At 58.2% G+C, this 18,622-nt stretch carries 16 protein-coding genes; 13 read left to right on the top strand and 3 right to left on the bottom strand.

The window, feature by feature from the left end:
* Nucleotides 1-23: 23 nt before the first annotated feature.
* The 9 genes from GR212_RS20380 to GR212_RS20420 all read left to right on the top strand — a co-directional run bounded on the left by GR212_RS20380 (nt 24) and on the right by GR212_RS20420 (nt 9,233).
* Nucleotides 24-1,475: an aldehyde dehydrogenase gene (locus tag GR212_RS20380; RefSeq protein ID WP_163988767.1), complete on the top strand. Its 1,452-nt coding sequence runs from the start codon at nt 24-26 to the stop codon at nt 1,473-1,475.
* 61 nt (nt 1,476-1,536) lie between these two features.
* Complete coding sequence (locus tag GR212_RS20385) at nt 1,537-2,847, top strand: ABC transporter substrate-binding protein (protein ID WP_163988769.1); 1,311 nt, start codon at nt 1,537-1,539, stop codon at nt 2,845-2,847.
* Between the two features lie 7 nt (nt 2,848-2,854).
* Nucleotides 2,855-3,607: an ABC transporter ATP-binding protein gene (locus GR212_RS20390; RefSeq protein WP_432444385.1), complete on the top strand. Its 753-nt coding sequence runs from the start codon at nt 2,855-2,857 to the stop codon at nt 3,605-3,607.
* A complete protein-coding gene (locus tag GR212_RS20395; protein WP_163988771.1) occupies nt 3,604-4,332 on the top strand; it encodes an ABC transporter ATP-binding protein in 729 nt (242 codons plus the stop codon). Before GR212_RS20390 ends, GR212_RS20395 begins: the two co-directional genes overlap by 4 nt.
* Nucleotides 4,329-5,225, top strand: a complete 897-nt coding sequence (locus tag GR212_RS20400; RefSeq protein ID WP_163988773.1) for an ABC transporter permease subunit — start codon at nt 4,329-4,331, stop codon at nt 5,223-5,225. Before GR212_RS20395 ends, GR212_RS20400 begins: the two co-directional genes overlap by 4 nt.
* The gene (locus GR212_RS20405; protein WP_163988775.1) at nt 5,222-6,241 is read left to right on the top strand and encodes a branched-chain amino acid ABC transporter permease; all 1,020 of its coding nucleotides are present in this window, start codon (nt 5,222-5,224) and stop codon (nt 6,239-6,241) included. The genes GR212_RS20400 and GR212_RS20405 overlap by 4 nt, the downstream gene beginning before the upstream one ends.
* Nucleotides 6,242-6,278: 37 nt before the next feature.
* The gene (locus GR212_RS20410; RefSeq protein WP_163988777.1) at nt 6,279-7,070 is read left to right on the top strand and encodes a coniferyl-alcohol dehydrogenase; all 792 of its coding nucleotides are present in this window, start codon (nt 6,279-6,281) and stop codon (nt 7,068-7,070) included.
* 22 nt (nt 7,071-7,092) lie between these two features.
* Nucleotides 7,093-8,538 (top strand): aldehyde dehydrogenase, encoded by a 1,446-nt coding sequence (locus tag GR212_RS20415; protein ID WP_163988779.1) that lies wholly within the window; start codon nt 7,093-7,095, stop codon nt 8,536-8,538.
* Between the two features lie 218 nt (nt 8,539-8,756).
* Nucleotides 8,757-9,233 (top strand): hypothetical protein, encoded by a 477-nt coding sequence (locus GR212_RS20420; RefSeq protein WP_163988781.1) that lies wholly within the window; start codon nt 8,757-8,759, stop codon nt 9,231-9,233.
* 191 nt (nt 9,234-9,424) lie between these two features.
* Here GR212_RS20420 and GR212_RS20425 read toward each other — a convergent pair whose 3' ends face one another.
* Both GR212_RS20425 and aceA read right to left on the bottom strand, forming a co-directional pair.
* On the bottom strand, nt 9,425-9,670 hold the full coding sequence (locus tag GR212_RS20425) for an SMc00767 family acetate metabolism repressor (protein WP_163988784.1): 246 nt from the start codon (nt 9,668-9,670) through the stop codon (nt 9,425-9,427).
* 26 nt (nt 9,671-9,696) lie between these two features.
* Nucleotides 9,697-10,986 carry an isocitrate lyase gene (gene aceA / locus GR212_RS20430; RefSeq protein ID WP_163988785.1) on the bottom strand — a complete coding sequence of 430 codons (1,290 nt, stop codon included), beginning with the start codon at nt 10,984-10,986 and terminating at the stop codon, nt 9,697-9,699.
* Nucleotides 10,987-11,192: 206 nt separating this feature from the next.
* On the opposite strand from aceA, the gene GR212_RS20435 reads away from it, so the two are divergent.
* The gene (locus GR212_RS20435) at nt 11,193-12,605 is read left to right on the top strand and encodes a helix-turn-helix domain-containing protein (protein ID WP_163988786.1); all 1,413 of its coding nucleotides are present in this window, start codon (nt 11,193-11,195) and stop codon (nt 12,603-12,605) included.
* A 165-nt stretch (nt 12,606-12,770) separates the two neighbouring features.
* On the opposite strand, the gene GR212_RS20440 is transcribed toward GR212_RS20435, so the two are convergent.
* Entirely contained in the window at nt 12,771-14,492 is a 1,722-nt protein-coding gene (locus GR212_RS20440; RefSeq protein WP_163988787.1) for an ABC transporter ATP-binding protein, read from the bottom strand.
* A 441-nt stretch (nt 14,493-14,933) separates the two neighbouring features.
* Here GR212_RS20440 and GR212_RS20445 point away from each other — a divergent pair, with 441 nt between their 5' ends.
* From GR212_RS20445 to GR212_RS37545, 3 genes are all read left to right on the top strand, one after another.
* A complete protein-coding gene (locus GR212_RS20445) occupies nt 14,934-15,932 on the top strand; it encodes a glycosyltransferase (RefSeq protein ID WP_163988788.1) in 999 nt (332 codons plus the stop codon).
* 1 nt (nt 15,933) lies between these two features.
* Nucleotides 15,934-17,763: a GT99 family glycosyltransferase N-terminal domain-containing protein gene (locus GR212_RS20450; RefSeq protein WP_163988789.1), complete on the top strand. Its 1,830-nt coding sequence runs from the start codon at nt 15,934-15,936 to the stop codon at nt 17,761-17,763.
* A gap of 106 nt (nt 17,764-17,869) precedes the next feature.
* Nucleotides 17,870-18,490 carry a CatB-related O-acetyltransferase gene (locus GR212_RS37545; protein WP_163988790.1) on the top strand — a complete coding sequence of 207 codons (621 nt, stop codon included), beginning with the start codon at nt 17,870-17,872 and terminating at the stop codon, nt 18,488-18,490.
* Nucleotides 18,491-18,622 lie beyond the last annotated feature (132 nt).

An 18,622-nucleotide genomic window follows, 5' to 3' on the forward strand; every position in this document is an offset into this window, starting at 1 on the left:
CTGCCGGAGAGCGGATAATCGCCATGTTCGTCGCGAAACTGCTGATCAATGACGAAGCACTTGATGCGTCGGATGCATCGACATTCGAATGCATCGATCCCGCGACCGGCGATGTTGCAACCGTCGCGCCCGCGGCTTCCCTGGCCGATGCGGCATATGCCGCCAACGCGGCCGCCGCGGCATTTCCCATCTGGTCCGACATTGGGCCCAGCGAGCGACGGGCGCTTTTGAACAAGGCGGCCGATATTCTGACAGCCCGCACGGCCGAATTCGTCGAGACGATGGTTGGCGAAACCGGGGCGACCGCGCTCTGGGCCAGGATCAATTGTGGTCTTGCGGCAGATATCCTGCGGGAAGCAGGTGCCATGACGACGCAGGTTGCCGGCGAGATCATACCGTCCGGCGAGGCCGGACGCCTCGCCATGGCCGTTCGGCAGCCCGCCGGCGTCTGCCTGGGGATCGCGCCGTGGAATGCGCCGATCATCCTTGGCGTGCGCTCCATCGCCATGCCGCTTGCCTGCGGCAATACGGTCATTCTCAAGGCCTCCGAGCTTTGTCCCAAGACCCACTGCCTGATCGGCGATGTCATGCGGGAGGCGGGATTTCCGCCCGGGGTCGTCAACGTCGTCACCAATGCGCCGAAGGATGCCGCCGCCATCGTGGAGGCGCTGATTGCGCATCCGGCGGTACGCCGGATCAATTTTACCGGCTCGACCCGCGTCGGGCGGCTGATCGCCGAAGCGTCCGCGCGCCATCTCAAGCGTTGCCTTCTCGAGCTCGGCGGCAAGGCACCGTTCATCGTACTCGCCGATGCGGATATTGACGAGGCGGTGCGGGCTGCCGCTTTCGGCGCCTTCATGAACCAGGGCCAGATCTGCATGTCGACGGAGCGGATCATCCTCATGGGGGCGGTCGCCGATGAATTCGTCGAGAAATTCAAGGCGAAAGCCCAGACGCTGATTGCCGGCAATCCACGCGACGGGAACACGCCGCTCGGAACGATGATTACGGCCGAAGCCGCAAGGCGCGTTCGCATGCTGGTCGAGGATGCCTCGCAGAAGGGCGCGCTCGTCGTTTGCGGCGGCCAGGCGCGCGGCACGCTGATCGACGCAACGATCATCGATCACGTCACGCCGGCCATGCGGATCTACCGCGAGGAGAGCTTCGGGCCGCTCGCGGCGATCATTCGCGTCGACAGCATCGACGAAGCGGTGACCGTCGCCAACGATAACGAATACGGCCTGTCGTCAGCCATTTTCAGCCGCGACATCAATCAGGCGCTCTCGGTGGCACGGCGCATCGAGACGGGCATCTGTCACATCAATGAAGCGACCGTTGCGGACGAACCGCAGATGCCTTTTGGCGGTGTCAAATCGAGCGGCTACGGCCGGTTCGGCGGCAAGGCGGCGATCGATGAGTTCACGGAGCTGCGCTGGGTCACGCTTGCCTCGGGCAGGCGCGACTATCCGATCTGAGCCGCGATGGATCATGAGAGACACGGGGTAAGAGGACTCCGAGGAAGAGGGAGGAAATCGCATGACTGGTTTCAAAGAGCAGATTTTGAGCGCGGGATTGACGCGGCGTGACTTCATGACCGTGGCTGCGGCCGGCACGACCGCATTGACCTTGGGCGGGCGTGCAGCCTTTGCTGCCGACGACACGCTGAAGGTCGGCTTCATCAGCCCGCGCACAGGACCGCTCGGCGGCTTCGGCGAGACCGACGGCTATGTTCTCGATCTTGCGCGAAAGGCATTGGCGGGCGGACTCCAGGCTGGTGGCAAGACCTGGAAGGTCGAGATCCTCGACCGTGACACACAGTCCGACCCGTCGCGAGCCGGCCAATTGGCAAAGGATCTGATCAACAATCAGGCCATTGATCTGATGCTGGTGGTGTCGACGCCGGAAACGATCAACCCGGTTGCCGACGCGTGCGAGGCGGCAGGCGTGCCCTGCCTGTCGACGGTCATGCCGTGGGAAGCCTGGTATTTCGGCCGCGGCGCGAAACCGGGTGCGCCATCTCCGTTCAAATGGACCTATCACTTCGGTTTCGGCGTCGGCGAATTCCTGAAGACATACATCTCGCAATGGAACCTGATCGAGACCAACAAGAAGGTCGGGGTCATGTATCCGAACGATGCCGATGGCAACGCGATCCGCGCCAATCTGGCGCCGGCGCTTGCCAAGGCCGGCTTCACCATCGTCGATCCAGGCGCTTACGAGACGGGGACGACGGATTTCTCCTCTCAGATTGCGCTCTTCCGGCAGGAAGGCGTCGAGATCTTCAACAGCTTCCCGATCCCGCCCGACTTTGCGGCCTTCTGGCGACAGGCCGCACAGCAGGGCCTCATCCAGCAGATCAAGATCTGCCAGGTCGCCAAGACCGGGCTCTTCCCTTCCGACATCGAGGCGCTTGGCGATCTCGGTGTGAATATCGCCAGCGCTGCCTATTGGCACAAGGCCTTTCCCTACAAGTCGGCGCTGACAGGCGTATCCGGGCCCGAGCTTGCCGATGGCTATGAGGCGGCGAGCGGCAAGCAATGGACGCAACAGCTTGGCGCGAGCCTTTCGCTTCTCGACGCCGGCTTCGACGCGCTGAAGGCAGCGTCCGACGTCAAGAGCAAGGAGGCTGTCGCCAAGGCGCTGAGCACGCTGAAGACCACGACGATTGCCGGCAAGGTGGATTTCACCGCAGGCCCCGTCGCCAATGTCTCTCCCGGCCCGATCATCGGTACGCAATGGGTCAAGGCACCTTCCGGCTCGAAATTCGCGCTCGACTATGTCGTGACGGAAAACGCCACCGATCCGAACGTGCCTGTGGGGACCAAACTCATCGCTTACAACGGGTAAGGCTATCGTGCAGCGGCAAGAACGACAGAGGCAAGGGCAGGATTTCCTGTCGGCAAGAGGCATCCACAAGCGCTTCGGGGCGCTTGTGGTTCTCGAAAACATCGACTTTTCCATGGGAGGCGGCGAGGCGGTCGGCATCGTCGGCCCGAACGGAGCGGGCAAGACGACATTGCTGGGCGCTCTGGCGGGAGCCTTTCCGTTGAACGCCGGAACGATCGCCTTCGACGGACGGAACGTAACCGCCCTGGCGGCGGCAGATCGCTGCCGGTCTGGACTTGTCAGGACGCATCAGATTCCAAAACCTTTCGGCGGAATGACGACATTCGAGAATGTCCTTGTCGCCGCCTCACAGGGTAAGGCATCAAGCTGCGATGAGGTCTATGGGCGCGTCGTCGATTCCTTGCGGCTTTGCGGCATGCTGGGTGTTGCCAATCGCCGCGCCGACACGCTCGGCCTGCTCGATCGCAAGCGTCTGGAACTGGCGCGTGCGCTTGCGACCAGCCCCCGGCTGCTGCTTCTCGACGAAATCGGCGGCGGATTGACGGACGGTGAGGCAAGTGAACTCGTCGGCATCATTCTCGAGCTCAGGCAACGCGGCATCGGCATCGTCTGGATCGAGCATATCGTCCATGTCCTGCTGCAGGTCGTCGAACGGCTGGTCTGCATGGATGCCGGCAGGATCATCGCCGATGGTGATCCGAAGGCCGTCATGAGCGATGGCGAAGTTGTGCGTGCCTATCTTGGAGGAACGCCGGCATGAGCATTCTTTCCGTTCGCAATCTCGATGTCCGTCACGGGCTGCTGCCGGCGGTGCGCGGCGTCAGTTTCGATCTCGCCAAGGGGCAGGTGCTTGCGCTTGTTGGCGCCAATGGCGCCGGCAAGACGACGCTGCTGCGCTCGATCGCCGGCGCGCATTTGCCGGCATCCGGTCAGATCCTGCTCGATGGCGAAGATGTCACGGCCGTTCCCTCGCATAAGCGGATCGCCCGAGGCATTGCGCTGGTGCCGGAGGGACGGCGGTTGTTTTCGCAGATGTCCGTGGAGGAAAATCTGTTGCTCGGCAAAAGCGCCGGCCGCAAGGGCGAATGGACGATCGAGCGGATTTTCGACGCCTTTCCGAATTTGAAGCCGCGCCGGCACGCCAAGACTGGCCATCTGTCTGGCGGCGAGCAACAGGCCACCGCAATCGGCCGGGCGCTGATGAGCAATCCGGACGTTCTTCTCATCGATGAGGTGTCGCTCGGCCTCTCGCCGCTTGTGGTCGACCGGGTCTACCAGCAACTGCAGGGCCTCCTGTCATCGGGCACGACCGTCGTGCTTGTGGAACAGGATCTGGCGCGTGCCATGACCGTCGCGAGCCGCGTCATCTGCATGCTCGAGGGAAGGATCGTACTCGACAGGCCGGCAAGCGGGGTGACACGCGCGGAGGTGACCCAGGCCTATTTCGGCCTGCACCGGGCGACAGCCGAAAGGAGCGTCTCGTGATCAATACCCTCATTCAAGGCATCCTGCTCGGCGGCTATTATGCGGTCATTGCCTGCGGCCTGTCCTTCATGTTCTCGGTCATGCGCGTCATCAACCTCGCGCATGGCAGCCTTGCGGTCGTTGCCGCCTATGGCCTCTGGTTGCTGGCATCGAAACTCGGCATCCCACCCTTTGCCGGCCTGCTGATCGTCCTGCCGGTCATGGCCGCACTTGGCTGGCTTCTGCAGCGCTTCGTTCTGGAGCGCAGCGCCCGGGGAGGGACGCTGCTGCCGATTCTGACGACCTTTGGCCTGTCGATCGTCATCGACAACCTGCTGTTCGAGCAATTCGGGGCGGATACGCGTTCGCTTGCTCCCTTCATCGGCAATCTATCCTATGCCTCCTGGCAACTGCCAGGGCACGTTTTCGTCGGCAAGCTGGCCGTCCTTATGATGGTGGCGGCGATCGTCATCATCGGCGCCCTGCAGTTCTTCCTCAGCCGCTTTGCAATGGGCCGTTCCATCCGTGCCACGGCGGAGGACCCTGATACGGCCGGCCTCGTCGGCATCGATGCGCGCCGCGTCAACGCCATTGCGACTGCCATCACCATGGTCACGGTCGGCATCGCCGGCGCGTTCCTTGCCATGCGGGCGACTTTCAATCCCTATTCGGGCGGCCCGCAGCTGCTATTTGCCTTCGAGGCGGCGGTCATCGGCGGCGCCGGCTCGCTCTGGGGAACGCTGCTTGGCGGCATCGTGCTCGGGCTGGCGCAATCGATCGGCGCTCAAGTCCATCCGCAGGGCTTCCTGATCGGCGGCCATATCGCCTTCCTTCTCGTTCTTTTCGTTCGGTTACACCAGTTTGGCCTTCCCGGACTTGGCAAAATCCGCACGCTTCTTCGGAGCCCGTCATGAGCACGATCGCACCCGGAATATCCGTCGAGCGCTGGACCGCATCCTCGCGGTTGACCCTGGCTGCGATGATCGTGGCAATCGGGCTGCTCGCCGCCTTGCCTGCCATATCGAGCGTCGGCGTCACTGACCGCATGACGGCTCTCTTCATCTACGTGATCCTGGCGGCCATGTGGAATGCGCTGGCGGGTTTCGGCGGCCTCGTCTCCGTCGGGCAGCAGATCTTCTTCGGACTTGGCGCCTATTTCACCATTCGGCTGGCGGATGCGGGGCTCGATCCCTTCGTCTCGCTCATCGCCGCTGCATTTGTCACCGGTGCGATATCGCTGCCGTTCTCCTGGCTGATGCTACGATTGAAGGGAGGCGAGTTTGCCATCGGCATGTGGGTGCTCGCCGAGCTTGCCCATTTGCTCGTCAATCTCGATCGGCTCATTCAGGGCGAAACCGGAACCTCGCTGATCTCGTTGAACGCCTATGACGGCGGCACGCGGCGCGTGGTGATCTATTGGCTGGCACTGGCAGCCATGGTCATCCTGCTCGGCGCGCTTTTTGCTCTGCTGCGCAGTCGGGCAGGGGCTGCCATGCAGGCGATCCGCGACAACGAAGACGCGGCAACCTCCGTCGGCGTCCGGGTCGCCGCAACGAAACGGCTGCTCTTCGTGCTGGCGGCGTTCGGCATTGCCGTTGCCGGCGGCCTATGGCTGGCAACGGCGGTCACCTTCCAGCCAAAGACCTATTTCAGCGTGCAGTGGACCGCCTACATGATCTTCATGGTGCTGGTCGGCGGCATCGGCAAGTTCGAAGGCGCGATCCTTGGCGCCATCCTCTTCTTCGTCATCGAGACCGTCTTCGGCGGAGCAGGGGTCTGGTATCTGGTCGGCCTTGGTGCGACGGCCGTCCTCTTTTCTCTCTATGTGCCGCGGGGTCTATGGGGCGAAATCGAACGGCGCTTCGATCTGCAGCTTCTGCCGGTCGGCTACCGGCTGAAAGTCTCGGATCTCTCCCAGGATAAACAATAGCGGCGGTTGCGTCGCGTTTCACGAGAAAGGTGAAATCATGCTTTTCGGCAAGACCATCCTCATTACAGGCGTTGCCTCTGGTATCGGTGCACGCGCCGCCGAGCTTGCGGGGCAAATGGGTGCCGACGTCATCGGCGTCGACATCCGCGAACCGTCTTCGGGTGTCAGCGCCTTCATCAAGGGAGACATCGCGACCGCGGCCGGCGTTCAGGAGATCGTCAGGCAGCTGCCCCATCGCATCGATGCCTTGGCCAATGTCGCCGGACTTTCCGGAAGCACCGGCATCACGGCGACGCTGGCGGTCAATTTTTATGGCCTTCGCGCTCTTTCGGAAGCCGTCGCGCCTCGCCTGCGCGAGGGTGGAGCGATCGTCAATGTCGCCTCGATCGCCGGCTATGGCTGGCGCGCCAATCTGGAAAGGGCGAAGACGTTGACAGGCATCGAAGGCTTTCCGGACGTGGCGTCTCTCGTCAGCGACCATGGCCTGAAGAACGAGGAGGGCTATCCGCTCTCCAAGGAGCTGCTTCTGCTCTGGACGATGCGTGCCGCGCACCAGCCACGCTTCAAGGATCGCGGCATTCGCGTCAACGCCGTCAGTCCGGGGCCGGTCGAGACGCCGATCCTGAAACAATTCCGTGCGGTGCTCGGCGATGCCCGTGTCGATAGCGATATCACCCGGGTCGGTCGAGCCGGGACGTCGGCCGATATCGCGCCTGCAATCCTGTTCTTGTGCTCGGACGGCGCGCGCTGGATAAACGGCGCCAATCTTCCGGTTGACGGCGGATTGGAGGCCTCCATCAATGCCGACGTGCTCGGTTTTTTAGCATAGCATCCTCATCAGGAGACAAGAGATGAACATTTCGCTTCTCATCAATGGCGCTGACAGGCCGGCGGCCAGCGGGCGGACCTATGACCGCCTGGATCCCTTCACGGGAGAGCTGGCCAGCACGGCGCCGGCAGCAGGGCTGGAGGATGTCGCCGCCGCGATCGAGGCGGCATCCAATGCCTTTTCCGGCTGGTCGAGCACCGGCCCCGGCCCGCGGCGCGCGATCCTGGCGAAGGCGGCCGACATCATGGATGCGAAGGTCGGCGAGTTCACGAAGCTGATGATGGAGGAGACAGGCGCAACGGCACCCTGGGCGGGCTTCAACGTCATGCTGGCGGCCAATATCCTGCGCGAGGCTGCGGCAATGGCGACGCAGATCGGCGGCGAGATCATTCCATCCGACAAGCCGGGCACGCTCGCCATGGGCGTGCGCCAGGCGGCCGGTGTCTGCCTCGCCATTGCGCCCTGGAACGCGCCGGTGATCCTTGCGACGCGCGCGATTGCCATGCCGATTGCCTGCGGCAATACCGTGATCCTGAAGGCTTCCGAACAGTGCCCCGGCACGCAGCGGCTGATCGCAACGGCGCTCACGGAGGCCGGCTTGCCTGCCGGCGTCATCAACGTCATCACCAATGCGCCCGAGGATGCGCCTCAGATCGTCGAAGCGCTGATTGCCCACCCAGGCGTCCGCCGCGTCAATTTCACCGGATCGACCAAGGTCGGCAAGATCATCGCAGAGCTGAGCGGCAAGCATCTGAAGCCCGCTCTCCTGGAGCTTGGCGGCAAGGCGCCGCTGGTCGTGCTGGAGGATGCGGATATCGATGGCGCCGTCAATGCGGCAATCTTCGGCGCCTTCATGCATCAGGGCCAGATCTGCATGTCGACCGAGCGTATCATCGTGCATCAGGCGATCGCCGACGCTTTCGTTGCCAAGCTTGCCGCGCGCGCCGGGGCTCTGCCCGCGGGCGATCCGCGCGGCCATGTCGTCCTCGGCTCGCTGATCAGCCTGGAGGCGGCGAAGAAGATGGAAGAGCTGATCGCGGACGCGCAGGCCAAGGGCGCCAGACTGGTGGCTGGCGGCAAGCGCACCGGCACGGTGGTCGAGGCGACCTTGCTCGATTTTGTCACGCCGGATATGCGCGTTTACGCCGAAGAATCCTTCGGGCCGGTAAAGCCGATCATCCGTGTGGCAGATGAGGACGAGGCCGTGCGTGTCGCCAACGATACCGAATACGGCCTCTCGTCCGCCGTCTTCAGCCGCGACGTGCAGCGGGCGCTTGCCGTCGCCAGCCGTATCCAGTCCGGTATCTGCCATATCAATGGCCCGACCTTGAATGACGAGGCGCAAATGCCGTTCGGTGGCGTGAAGGGCAGCGGCTATGGCCGTTTCGGCGGCAAGGCGGCTATTGCCGAATTCACGGATCTGCGCTGGATCACCATCGAAGATCCGGCACAACACTATCCCTTCTGATCATGGGAAATTGCGGTGGCCAACGGTCGGTTGGCCGCCGCCCTTGCTCTCGCTTGCAGCAGCTTTTTCAGAATTCGGCAGGATATGCCATCCCCGACGGCTGCACTCACCGCAGCGTTGCGCCCGATATCAGTCATTGTGCCAGTTCGCACGAAGAGCATTGACCATGGCCGTGTGTTCGCTAGGTCTCGTAACGGAGACACCTTAGGAGGAATCACATGTTCCTGCGCGCAATCTTTCTTGCCTGCGCTTTCGCCACGTCCGCAAACGCCGCCAGCTTCACACCGTACGAAAACGGCCGCTTTGGCTACGTGATCGACCTGCCGTCGGATTTCAAGACGGTGCTGATCCCGGACAACGGCGATGGTGTAGGACTGGAGAGTGTAGATGGCTCGGTGAAATTGTCTGTCTGGGGCAATAACATCACCGAAGACAGCTTCAGGGCAGAAAGCGACCTCAGGCGCAAGCTGCAAGCCGAAAAGGGCTGGAAGTTCACCTACGAGAAGCGAGGGCCCGCCTGGGCGAGCTTCTCCGGGATCAAAGACGACCGCATTCTCTATATGCGCGAGATCGCACTTTGTGACGATGCCATGGGAAATTTCTCGATTGAATATCCGGCTTCCGAGCAGAAGCGTTATGGCCCCCTGATCGAGCGGTTGGTGCAGACGCTCAAGGCCCCAGCGCACTGCAAGTAAATGTCACCCGCGTGGAGACCTGGCTTGCAAGGCAAATGGGACGGGATAACGTTTGGCCGCTTGATGTCGAGGTGGTTTGTCGGCCTCGGCGATTACGTCGTGGCCTGATCGGGCCATGAGGACGGGCGATGAAAACGGGCCGGCCGTTGAAGCACGGCGCGGCCCTGGCTTTGGCTCGACAATGTGGCGGGTCAGGCCGGATGCACGGCATTGGCGACGACGACGGGGATCAGCAGATCGCCCCAATTGCCGTTACCGCCATGGTGGCGTGCCGAGCGGACAAGCTCGACGGAAACGCCGGCCTCGACCGCATTCATGACGGCCTGATTGAGGCGATGCAGCTCGTTGGCCAACATGCGGATGACCGCTTGCTGATCGGTATTCATGGTGAGAGATTGCTCCTCGGCCCTCTCGCGAACGCGTGCTATGGATGGCATTTCATTCTCCTCCTATGATCTCGATATCACTCTGCTGCCGGCTTGAACTGGGCATGTTCGGTCGATCCGTGCATGGCGGTTGTCGATGACTGGCCGCCGGTGATCGCCAGCGACACGGCATCGAAATAGCCGGTGCCCACTTCGCGCTGGTGTTTTGTGGCGGTGTAACCGTTGGCCTCGGCGGCAAATTCGGCCTGCTGCAGCTCGGAATAGGCGGCCATCTGGCGGGCCTTGTAGCCGCGGGCAAGCTCGAACATGCCGAAATTCAGCTGGTGGAAGCCGGCAAGCGTGATGAACTGGAACTTGTAGCCCATCGCGCCCAGCTCCCGCTGGAACTTGGCGATCGTCGCAGCGTCCAGATTTTTCTTCCAGTTGAACGACGGCGAGCAATTGTAAGCGAGCAGCTTGCCCGGATGGACGCGATGCACACCTTCGGCGAACCGCCGTGCCTGTTCGAGATCCGGCTTCGACGTCTCGCACCAGATGAGATCGCAGTGCGGCGCGTAGGCGATGGCGCGGGCAATGCAAGGCTCGATACCGTTGCGGACCTGATAGAAGCCTTCGACCGTGCGGCCGGCGTCATAATCGACAAAGGGCTGGTCGCGCTCGTCGATATCCGACGTCAGGAGCTTGGCTGCTTCCGCATCCGTGCGCGCAACCACGAGGGTCGGCACGCCCATGACGTCGGCAGCCAGCCGGGCTGCGTTGAGGTTGCGGATATGAGCAGCCGTCGGAATGAGAACCTTGCCGCCTAGGTGGCCGCACTTCTTCTCCGATGCCAGCTGATCCTCGAAATGAACGCCGGCGGCGCCCGCCTCGATATAGGCTTTCATGATCTCGAAGGCGTTAAGCGGGCCACCGAAACCTGCTTCCGCATCCGCGACGATCGGGGCAAACCAGGTATCGACGGACAACCCTTTCCCCTCGGCGGTTTCGATCTGGTCGGCCCGTTGCAGGGTTCGATTGATGCGCTTCGCCAGTTCCGGACCTGCATTGGCTGGATAGAGGGACTGGTCCGGGTACATGGCAGAGGCCGTATTGGCGTCGGCCGCGACCTGCCATCCGGAAAGATAGATCGCCTTCAATCCGGCGCGAACCATCTGCATGGCCTGGTTACCGGACAGTGCGCCGAGCGCATTGACGAAGTCTTCCTCATGAATGAGCTGCCAGAGCCGGTTCGCACCCATTTCGGCCAGCGAGTGGCGGATGGTGATCGATCCGCGCAACCGCTCCACATCCTCGGCCTTATAAGGGCGCTCGATACCATCGAAGCGCCCGGCGGGCGCGCTTGGAACCAGTTTGTAAAAATCTGTCATGCAGTCCTCCTGATACCTTTTTTCGATCCTGCGATGGATCTTGATCGCATGACTGTTTTTACAATATCGATGCTGTTGTGACTATGAGAACCGGAGTTTCCCGCTATATAAAAGGGTTAGGATGTGTTGTCATTGACATCAACTCACAGTAAAATTGTAAATCTTGTAAATTTCGAACCGGCAGAATTTTGTAAAGGGTTTGACATATGGTTGAGCGGAAGATTTTTGCCGGGCCGCGGGTTCGACGCATTCGCATGGGGCTCGGCCTGACGCAGACGATGATGGCGCAGGCGCTCGACATCTCGCCGTCCTATCTCAATCTCATCGAGCGCAATCAGCGGCCGCTGACTGTGCAACTGCTGTTGAAGCTGTCGGCGGTCTATAAGGTCGATCTCGACGAACTGCAGGGTGAGCAGGGCGGTAGTGCGGGGCAATTGCGTGAAGTGTTTGCCGATCCCTTGCTTGCCGGCGAGATCCCTGGCGATCAGGAACTGATCGAGCTTGCCGAAGCCGCGCCGAATGCGGCAAACGGCATGATCCGGCTTTATCGTGCCTATCGCGAGCAGGCGGCAAGGCTGTCCGATCTTGCTGAGCTTCTGTCCCGCGACGGCAGAGTTGCCGACATCGCCGGGCCGCGCCTGCCGCTCGACGAGGTGCATGACCGTCTGCAATCGCGCGCCAATTGTTTCCTTCGCATCGAGGATGCCGCCGAGGCCTTGCATGAACGCCTTTCCCCGGGCGACGATATGCTCGCCGCGTTGAAAGCCTGGCTGAAGGGGGAGCACGGTATCGCGGTGCGCCTGTTGCCGGTGCGCGCCATGCCCGGCCTGCGCCGGCGCTATGATCGCCATTCCATGCGGCTTTTCCTGTCGGAGAGGCTGTCGCCTTTCGATCAACTGCGGGAGATAGCGACCGAAGTTTCTCTTCTGGCTATGCGAGAGGAAATTGCGGCTGAACTCGATGCACTTGCGCTGTCCACGCCGGAGGCCAATCGCATCGCCCGCTTCGAACTGGCGCGCTACGCCTCACATGCGCTTCTGATGCCCTATGGGGCTTATCTTTCGGCAGCACAGCGTATGCATTATGATATCGATGGTCTCGGTGCCCGCTTCGGCGTGTCTTATGAGCAGGCCGCCACACGACTGACCTGCCTGCAGCGTCCGGGCGCCGCGGGCATCCCATTTTTCCTGATGGAGATCGACACCGCCGGCCATCGTCTGCGCAAGGCAGGCGCCCAGGGTTTTCCGCAGGCGCGCTTTGGTGGCGGCTGTCCCAAGCTCAACATCCATGCCGCCTTCGCTCAGCCAGGACAGATCTTGGTGGACGCGGCGCAAATGCCCGACAGCATGGGTTTTCTCACGATATCGCGGACGATCGACGGGCCGCAGGCCGATTTCGGGGAAAGGGTCCGCCGCACGGCGCTTCTCCTCGGCTGTGACATCGCCCATCGCGACGAGGTGATTTATGGGAAAGCGCTGGGCGCCGCCGATGTCTTGATCGGTCCGGCCTGTCGTCTATGCGAACGCCAGGGCTGTCTGGCGAGAGCCGAGCCGCCTGTCACGCGCCCGCTTGGCCTCGATGAAATGGCCGCGGGCTTAAGCGTGTTCGATTTTCAGTGATCGCCCTGACAAGCCTCCTTCAGCACGAGGTCAACCGGGTAGATCGAGGCCGTTGCTCAATCGCCCGAATGCGTAGTCGCTCGAATATGGTCGATCCGCCGGGGATATGATGGAGACCGAGGCGTTGAACCTCGGCTCCTCTGTATAGCTCCTGCTGCATGCAGATCAGGCATAGAGACCGAACTGCGCATTGTGCAGCCGCGCATAAGCGCCGCGACGAGCGAGCAGCTCGTCATGCGAGCCTTGCTCGATGACGCCATTATCGCCCATGACGATGATGCGGTCCGCGTTGCGGACCGTCGACAGCCGGTGCGCGACGACCAACGTGGTTCGCCCTTTCGCAAGCTCCGACAAGGCTTGCTGGATCGCGTATTCGGTGGCCGTATCGAGTGCCGAGGTGGCCTCATCGAGGATGAGGATCGGCGGGTCTTTCAGGAAAATGCGGGCGATCGCGAGGCGTTGCTTCTGTCCGCCTGAAAGCTTGACGCCGCGCTCGCCCGTTGGCGTATCGAGGCCGCCGGGCAAGGAGCGCACGAATTCATCGAGCGAGGCCCGCTGGAGCGCCTTCATAATGTCCTCGTCGGTTGCACCGAGCTTTCCATAGGCGATGTTCTCGCGGATGGTCGAGCCGAACAGGAAGACGTCCTGCTGCACGATGCCGATCTGGCTGCGCAACGAGGCTTGCGTCATGTCACGGATATCGATGCCGTCGATCGTGATGCTACCCGATGTCACGTCGTAGAAGCGCGGCAGAAGCGAGCAGATGGTGGTCTTGCCGGTGCCGGAGGCGCCGACGAATGCTACGGTCTCGCCGGCGGCGATCGTCAGGCTGAGATCCGTGAAGATCGCAGCCTGGTCGGAATAGCCGAAAGCGACGTTCTTGTAGGCGATATCGCCTTTGAGATGATCGGCGGCAATCGCGTTCGGCCGATCGGCAAGGTCCGGCTCCGTGTCGATCAGGGACAGGAAGCGTTTGAAGCCGGCGATGCCCTTGGGATAGGTCTCGATCACAGACGTGATCTTGTCGATCGGCCGAAAGAAGACATTGATGAGCAACAGGAAGCTGATAAAGCCGCCATAGCTCAGTTCACCCGATATCACGAACCAGGTGCCAGCCATCATGACGATGAGCTGCACCAGGCGCGTGCTGAAGTAGCTGAGCGCGATGCTCGCCGTCATATAGGCATAGCCGTCCAGCTTGGTCGCCTTGTAGTCCTCGTTGTCGCTGGCAAACAGCTGGCTCTCATATCGCTCGTTGGCAAAAGCCTTCACCACGCGGATGCCGCCGACGGTTTCCTGCATGCGCGTGTTGAAGTTGCCGACCTTGCCAAAGAGGCTGCGCGAATTCAGGGTCATCTTGGAGCCGTAGCGGCTGACCAGCCATGTCATGAAAGGCACGATGGTCGTCGTCAGCAGCGCCAGTTTCCAATGGACGCTGAACATCAAAAGAAAGGCGCCTATGAAGGTCATGATTGCGATGAACATGTCCTCGGGGCCATGATGCGCAATCTCGCCCACCTCCTCGAGATCCCTGGTGACGTGGGTGATCAGATTGCCGGTGCGGTTGTTATCGAAATAGCGGAAGGACAGCTTCTGGATATGGTCGAAGGCTTGCCTCCGCATGTCGGACTCGATCGAGATGCCGAGCGCATGCCCCCAATAGTTGACGATCGCCGAAAGGCCGGTGTTCACCGCGTAGACGACGAGCAGCAACGCCGCCGTGCCGAAAATAAGACCCCAGTCGCGGCTCGGAAGCAACTGATCGATGAACAGCTTAACCGCCAGCGGAAAGCCGAGCTCGAGCAGGCCTGCAAGTACCGCGCAGCCGAAGTCGAGGAAAAACAGCCTTTTATAACGTGCATAATAGGAAAAGAATCGACGTAGCATGAATGCCCTCCATGGGCATCGACGAGGATAAGATGGGAGAAGGACGGACTGAACAGCAGCCCGGAATCGGCGGTGCCGTTCAGCGTTAGTTTGAGCCGAAATTTCTCATCTGGCGTTCCTCCTGCTTGAGTCGCGCTCGGTATAGCCGACGAGTGCAATTCTGTCATCTCTGTAAGCGATGGGTATTGGCCTTCCTGTTAAAGAGAGGGACTCGGAGCTTGAATGATATGTCCTCCGCGCAAGTATGGCCCTTATTAGTGCCTGACCTTGTAAAAGCCGGTGTAGATGCAGGTTATGCAATAAGTGATTAGGGTGATGCCGATAAGGGTTTACAATCACTGCGTAGTACAGTTAATTGGACCAATTCAATCAAGGATTCAGGGTGTAAATTTGCGCTCAATACTCTTTATAAGCCATACAACTCAAGTAGATCGCCCGTTCATGGATCCATCAACGCGCTATCGCTGCTTTAATGTTGCTGCTGCTTTAGCTCGAAATGGTCTAAAAGTTTCAGTTATTTCTCAAAGTAGATTTGAAAAAAATATAGATTTGCTTGGTGATTTTGATAGATATATTTTTCATCGCCCTATGATAAGCGATATATTAGGTAATTTTCTGCATAAAAAACAGCAATCTGAAAAAATTGTAGCTGATTTTGACGATTTTATATTCGATGTCCGCTTTGCTAAACTCATGCCTGCTCATCGGTTTAGAGGAGTATCGCTGACAGATACTGCTCGATTTTTGGCAAGGAACGCTAGTGCATCACGATATTTCTCAAATTTTTCATTGTCGACTAGTCCGCTTGCGGATGAAGTATTCCGAATATTTACTCCAAAGAATGTTGTAGTCTCTTCCAACTCGCTGGATCCTGCCTTCCAAGGCATTGCAAATATATATCGAACAAAGGTGTCTAATAAAGATCGTGCCTATCGTTTCGGCTACTTTGCGGGAACGGCAACACACGATTCAGACCTAGCCTCGATTGCTCCTGCGATTGTTGAGGCTTTGAAGGCTGATAAGCATGCTAGGATGCTAATATTAGGGCCCATAAAGTTGCCCGATCCTTTTAAGGGTTTTGAGGCTAGGATCGAGCACAGAAAGCAAGTCGTACCTTTCCATCAGCTTCCAGCGGTTATGGCCCAAGTTCAAACTGTTATTGCTCCGCTAGAAATTAATAATTTTACTAGATGTAAGAGCGGCTTGAAGTTCTTTGAAGCAGCGGCAGTTGGCTGTGCCGTTGTTGCTACGCCTATACCCGATATAGAGCGATTTGAATCCCCTCTTTTGCGCAAAGTTAATGGTTTCGATGAATGGTCCGAGGCGCTCTTGCGACCTTTTGAGCTTAGTGAACGGCAAGTCGAAAACGCGGCGAAAGCAGTTTGCCGATTGGTCGACTCAGATACAGTTGCACTGAAATGGCTGGAAAGAATTTCGTGAAATGATAAAAAATATTCTTATTTACGCTGAGCCGCATCCTATTAGAAACTCGTTTACTGAATATTATTCAGTGGCTAAATTTATGGCAGACATGCTTAATTCAATGTCGCCTGATTTGAATTGGAAGCTGTTTTCGAATGAATATGTACTGCAAGAACTTAAGATCGCGACAGACTATGGTGAAAGGTTATTGCAACCTACGTCGTTCGAAAACGAGTTTATCGATAAGTCGCTCTGCGAATGGACGGAAGCAGAGATAGATAGGCGATCGGGGCTCACTACTGGCAAAGGGGACCTCTCGGATTTCTATTTAGGAATCCTAAAGCGTTTGCGCACACTATTTGAGTTCGACGCGGTGTTAATTTGGTCTGAAAATGGTGCAGTACGAAGTTTCGCGAAAGCGAACGGTCTGGCCGTCTTTCATTTTGAGCTCGGGCCAACGCGATCACCATTTCCCGAAACTTTCTACATAGATTGTAATGGCACTAATGGCAACTCAACCGCGATCACATACAATTTAAACGATTACCCAAAAAAAGGCATAGTTCCAAAAGAGACGTGGTCGTCCTCTGCTTTATTGGAGGTACCTCCAGCAGCACTAATTATGGAGCACACTCTCGATTGGAAGGAAGATAATTTTCCAATTCCCGAAGACCCGTTTGTGGTAATTGCTCTGCAGTTGCGGGATGACCTTAATACAGTTGACCATTCCAAGTTTAGTAGTCCAAAAGCGTTTCTTGAGGAAATTCTCCCGCCAATCTTAGGTCAAGGATACAAGGTCTTTGTAAAGGGTCATCCCGGTTCAATCGGTCGTCCGATAAATTTAGTTTTTGAAATTGAGGCATTAGATTACGCAAGAAAATTCGATAACGTGGAGATATTGGATAGAGCTCTCGGTAGCGAGCAGTTTATTCGCCTAATATCTAAGGCTTCTGCAGTTTGTTCAATAAATAGCTCAGTTTGTTTCGAGGCTCTTTTGTTGGGTGTACCGGGACTTGTATATGGAGATGCGGCATACGATGTCGGAAGAAATTTGAAAGCGGCGGGACTCAATTTCCTGAAAACAGGAAGAGTTTCGCTGGAAGAACTTAACCCTGACAGACTGTCTAGCATGCTATTGCGTCACTATTTCCATCCTTATCGACCGAAAGTGGCTGGTGAGGTGCTGACGGTTCTTTTGTCTGCCTATAAGCCCGAAATGACGTCCCGCCAGTTTCTTTCGATCTTAGTTTCCAACGTTTCCCATGGGGCTAGAATGTTGGACGCGGAGACTGAAAGGGCGACTCGTTATCGCAAGCTTAAGGTTCTTTCGGAAAATATGAACGAGGTAGACAATTCGATCTTGGGACACATCGACAAAGTTTCAGTTGAAATGAATGGTAGTGAACGAGAACTGACTGTTCGCGGCTGGGTGGGGCGTCGTGAAAGAAGGCCGGCGGTCGATTTTGTTGCGCTTATAGGAGACGAATTAGGTAACCCTACCGATTTGTTCGATCGGCCAGACGTTAAGAAGGTTCACCCTAGCCTTCCAGTGCGTTGCGGCTTTCACATTACAACCCGTTTGACAAATGACGTAAAACCAGAAGATTTTAAATTGGGTTTTGTCGCTGGACCTGACTTATTTTGGTGCAAAGTGCAACTAGGTGGCATAAAGAAGGCGCTTAAGAAGGTAGATACAGCTGAAAAAAAATCGGAGCCAAAAGCCGTCGCTCAGCCCACATCGTTGAACGAAAGACATGATCGGGGAGAAGATTCTATCGGATCAGGAATGGCGCAAGCTAAGGGAGTTTACATGATTTATGAATATATAAGAAAGACGATGCGCAAGTAAATATATCGGCTTACTCCTGGATTCATTTTTTATTATAACAAGATGGTCGCGACATAACGGCGGGAATCGATAAAGCGTTTGCCAGCGCAAAAAAATAGGGGGATTCATGAGCGACCCAGAGTCGACTTTTTCGAAGGAAAGTGTTTGTCTTGGAGACGTCGAGTACCCGGTACACTTCAGACCTCGAGCTGAGCTGCACAAAGGCTCGTCGATTGGTCGCTTCGGCTTCCTCAACATAGGTACTATCGTATACAGCAATACCGTAATCGGCCGGTATTTTAGTGCTGGAAGACAGGTGGAGATTGGTGTTGCGCAACACCCGACGCAGGCTCTGTCAACACATGGGTTCGTTCTTGGTAATGGTTGGTTTCCGAGAACAAAGTACTATGGGACCGGAGCGCTAGTAAGTCACGTAGCTCACCCTAAGACGACGATTGGTCATGATGTGTGGATCGGTGGACAAGCCATCATCCTAGCCGGAGTGACAATTGGGACGGGAGCAATAGTGGCCGCTAACTCAACGGTGACTAAAGACGTGCCACCGTACGCTATTGTAGGAGGTTCTCCCGCAAGGCTGATTAAAATGCGCTTCGAAGATGATGTAATTGCCGGTCTGTTGAGAACTGCTTGGTGGGAAAGAGAATTCGAATTTGTCCGAAAATTACCATTTAGCGATGTGAAGCGGTGTATCGAGTTATTGGAAAAAAGCCCTGATGAACAAATGTAGCAATGGAGCTGCGTTACCTCGCTGGAGTGCTCCCCTTTTCGCCGGATGAGTCGGTTAGTTTGATTTGGTCTTTGCGCTGAGCCTTGCTCTGATACCCGTCATCGTGATCATGCTCTGATCCCCAAAAACTGG

Origin of the sequence: Martinezella lusitana, from assembly GCF_010668395.1 — a bacterium.
Taxonomy (GTDB): Bacteria; Pseudomonadota; Alphaproteobacteria; order Rhizobiales; family Rhizobiaceae; genus Rhizobium; species Rhizobium lusitanum_A.

Bases quoted from the DNA above. Each gene is read 5' to 3' on its own strand.
- GR212_RS20380 (WP_163988767.1), top strand. From the start codon at position 24: ATGTTCGTCGCGAAACTGCTGATCAATGACGAAGCACTTGATGCGTCG.
- GR212_RS20385 (WP_163988769.1), top strand. From the start codon at position 1,537: ATGACTGGTTTCAAAGAGCAGATTTTGAGCGCGGGATTGACGCGGCGT.
- GR212_RS20395 (WP_163988771.1), top strand. From the start codon at position 3,604: ATGAGCATTCTTTCCGTTCGCAATCTCGATGTCCGTCACGGGCTGCTG.
- GR212_RS20405 (WP_163988775.1), top strand. From the start codon at position 5,222: ATGAGCACGATCGCACCCGGAATATCCGTCGAGCGCTGGACCGCATCC.
- GR212_RS20410 (WP_163988777.1), top strand. From the start codon at position 6,279: ATGCTTTTCGGCAAGACCATCCTCATTACAGGCGTTGCCTCTGGTATC.
- GR212_RS20415 (WP_163988779.1), top strand. From the start codon at position 7,093: ATGAACATTTCGCTTCTCATCAATGGCGCTGACAGGCCGGCGGCCAGC.
- GR212_RS20420 (WP_163988781.1), top strand. From the start codon at position 8,757: ATGTTCCTGCGCGCAATCTTTCTTGCCTGCGCTTTCGCCACGTCCGCA.
- GR212_RS20425 (WP_163988784.1), bottom strand. From the start codon at position 9,670: ATGCCATCCATAGCACGCGTTCGCGAGAGGGCCGAGGAGCAATCTCTC.
- aceA (WP_163988785.1), bottom strand. From the start codon at position 10,986: ATGACAGATTTTTACAAACTGGTTCCAAGCGCGCCCGCCGGGCGCTTC.
- GR212_RS20435 (WP_163988786.1), top strand. From the start codon at position 11,193: ATGGTTGAGCGGAAGATTTTTGCCGGGCCGCGGGTTCGACGCATTCGC.
- GR212_RS20440 (WP_163988787.1), bottom strand. From the start codon at position 14,492: ATGCTACGTCGATTCTTTTCCTATTATGCACGTTATAAAAGGCTGTTT.
- GR212_RS20445 (WP_163988788.1), top strand. From the start codon at position 14,934: ATGGATCCATCAACGCGCTATCGCTGCTTTAATGTTGCTGCTGCTTTA.
- GR212_RS20450 (WP_163988789.1), top strand. From the start codon at position 15,934: ATGATAAAAAATATTCTTATTTACGCTGAGCCGCATCCTATTAGAAAC.
- GR212_RS37545 (WP_163988790.1), top strand. From the start codon at position 17,870: ATGAGCGACCCAGAGTCGACTTTTTCGAAGGAAAGTGTTTGTCTTGGA.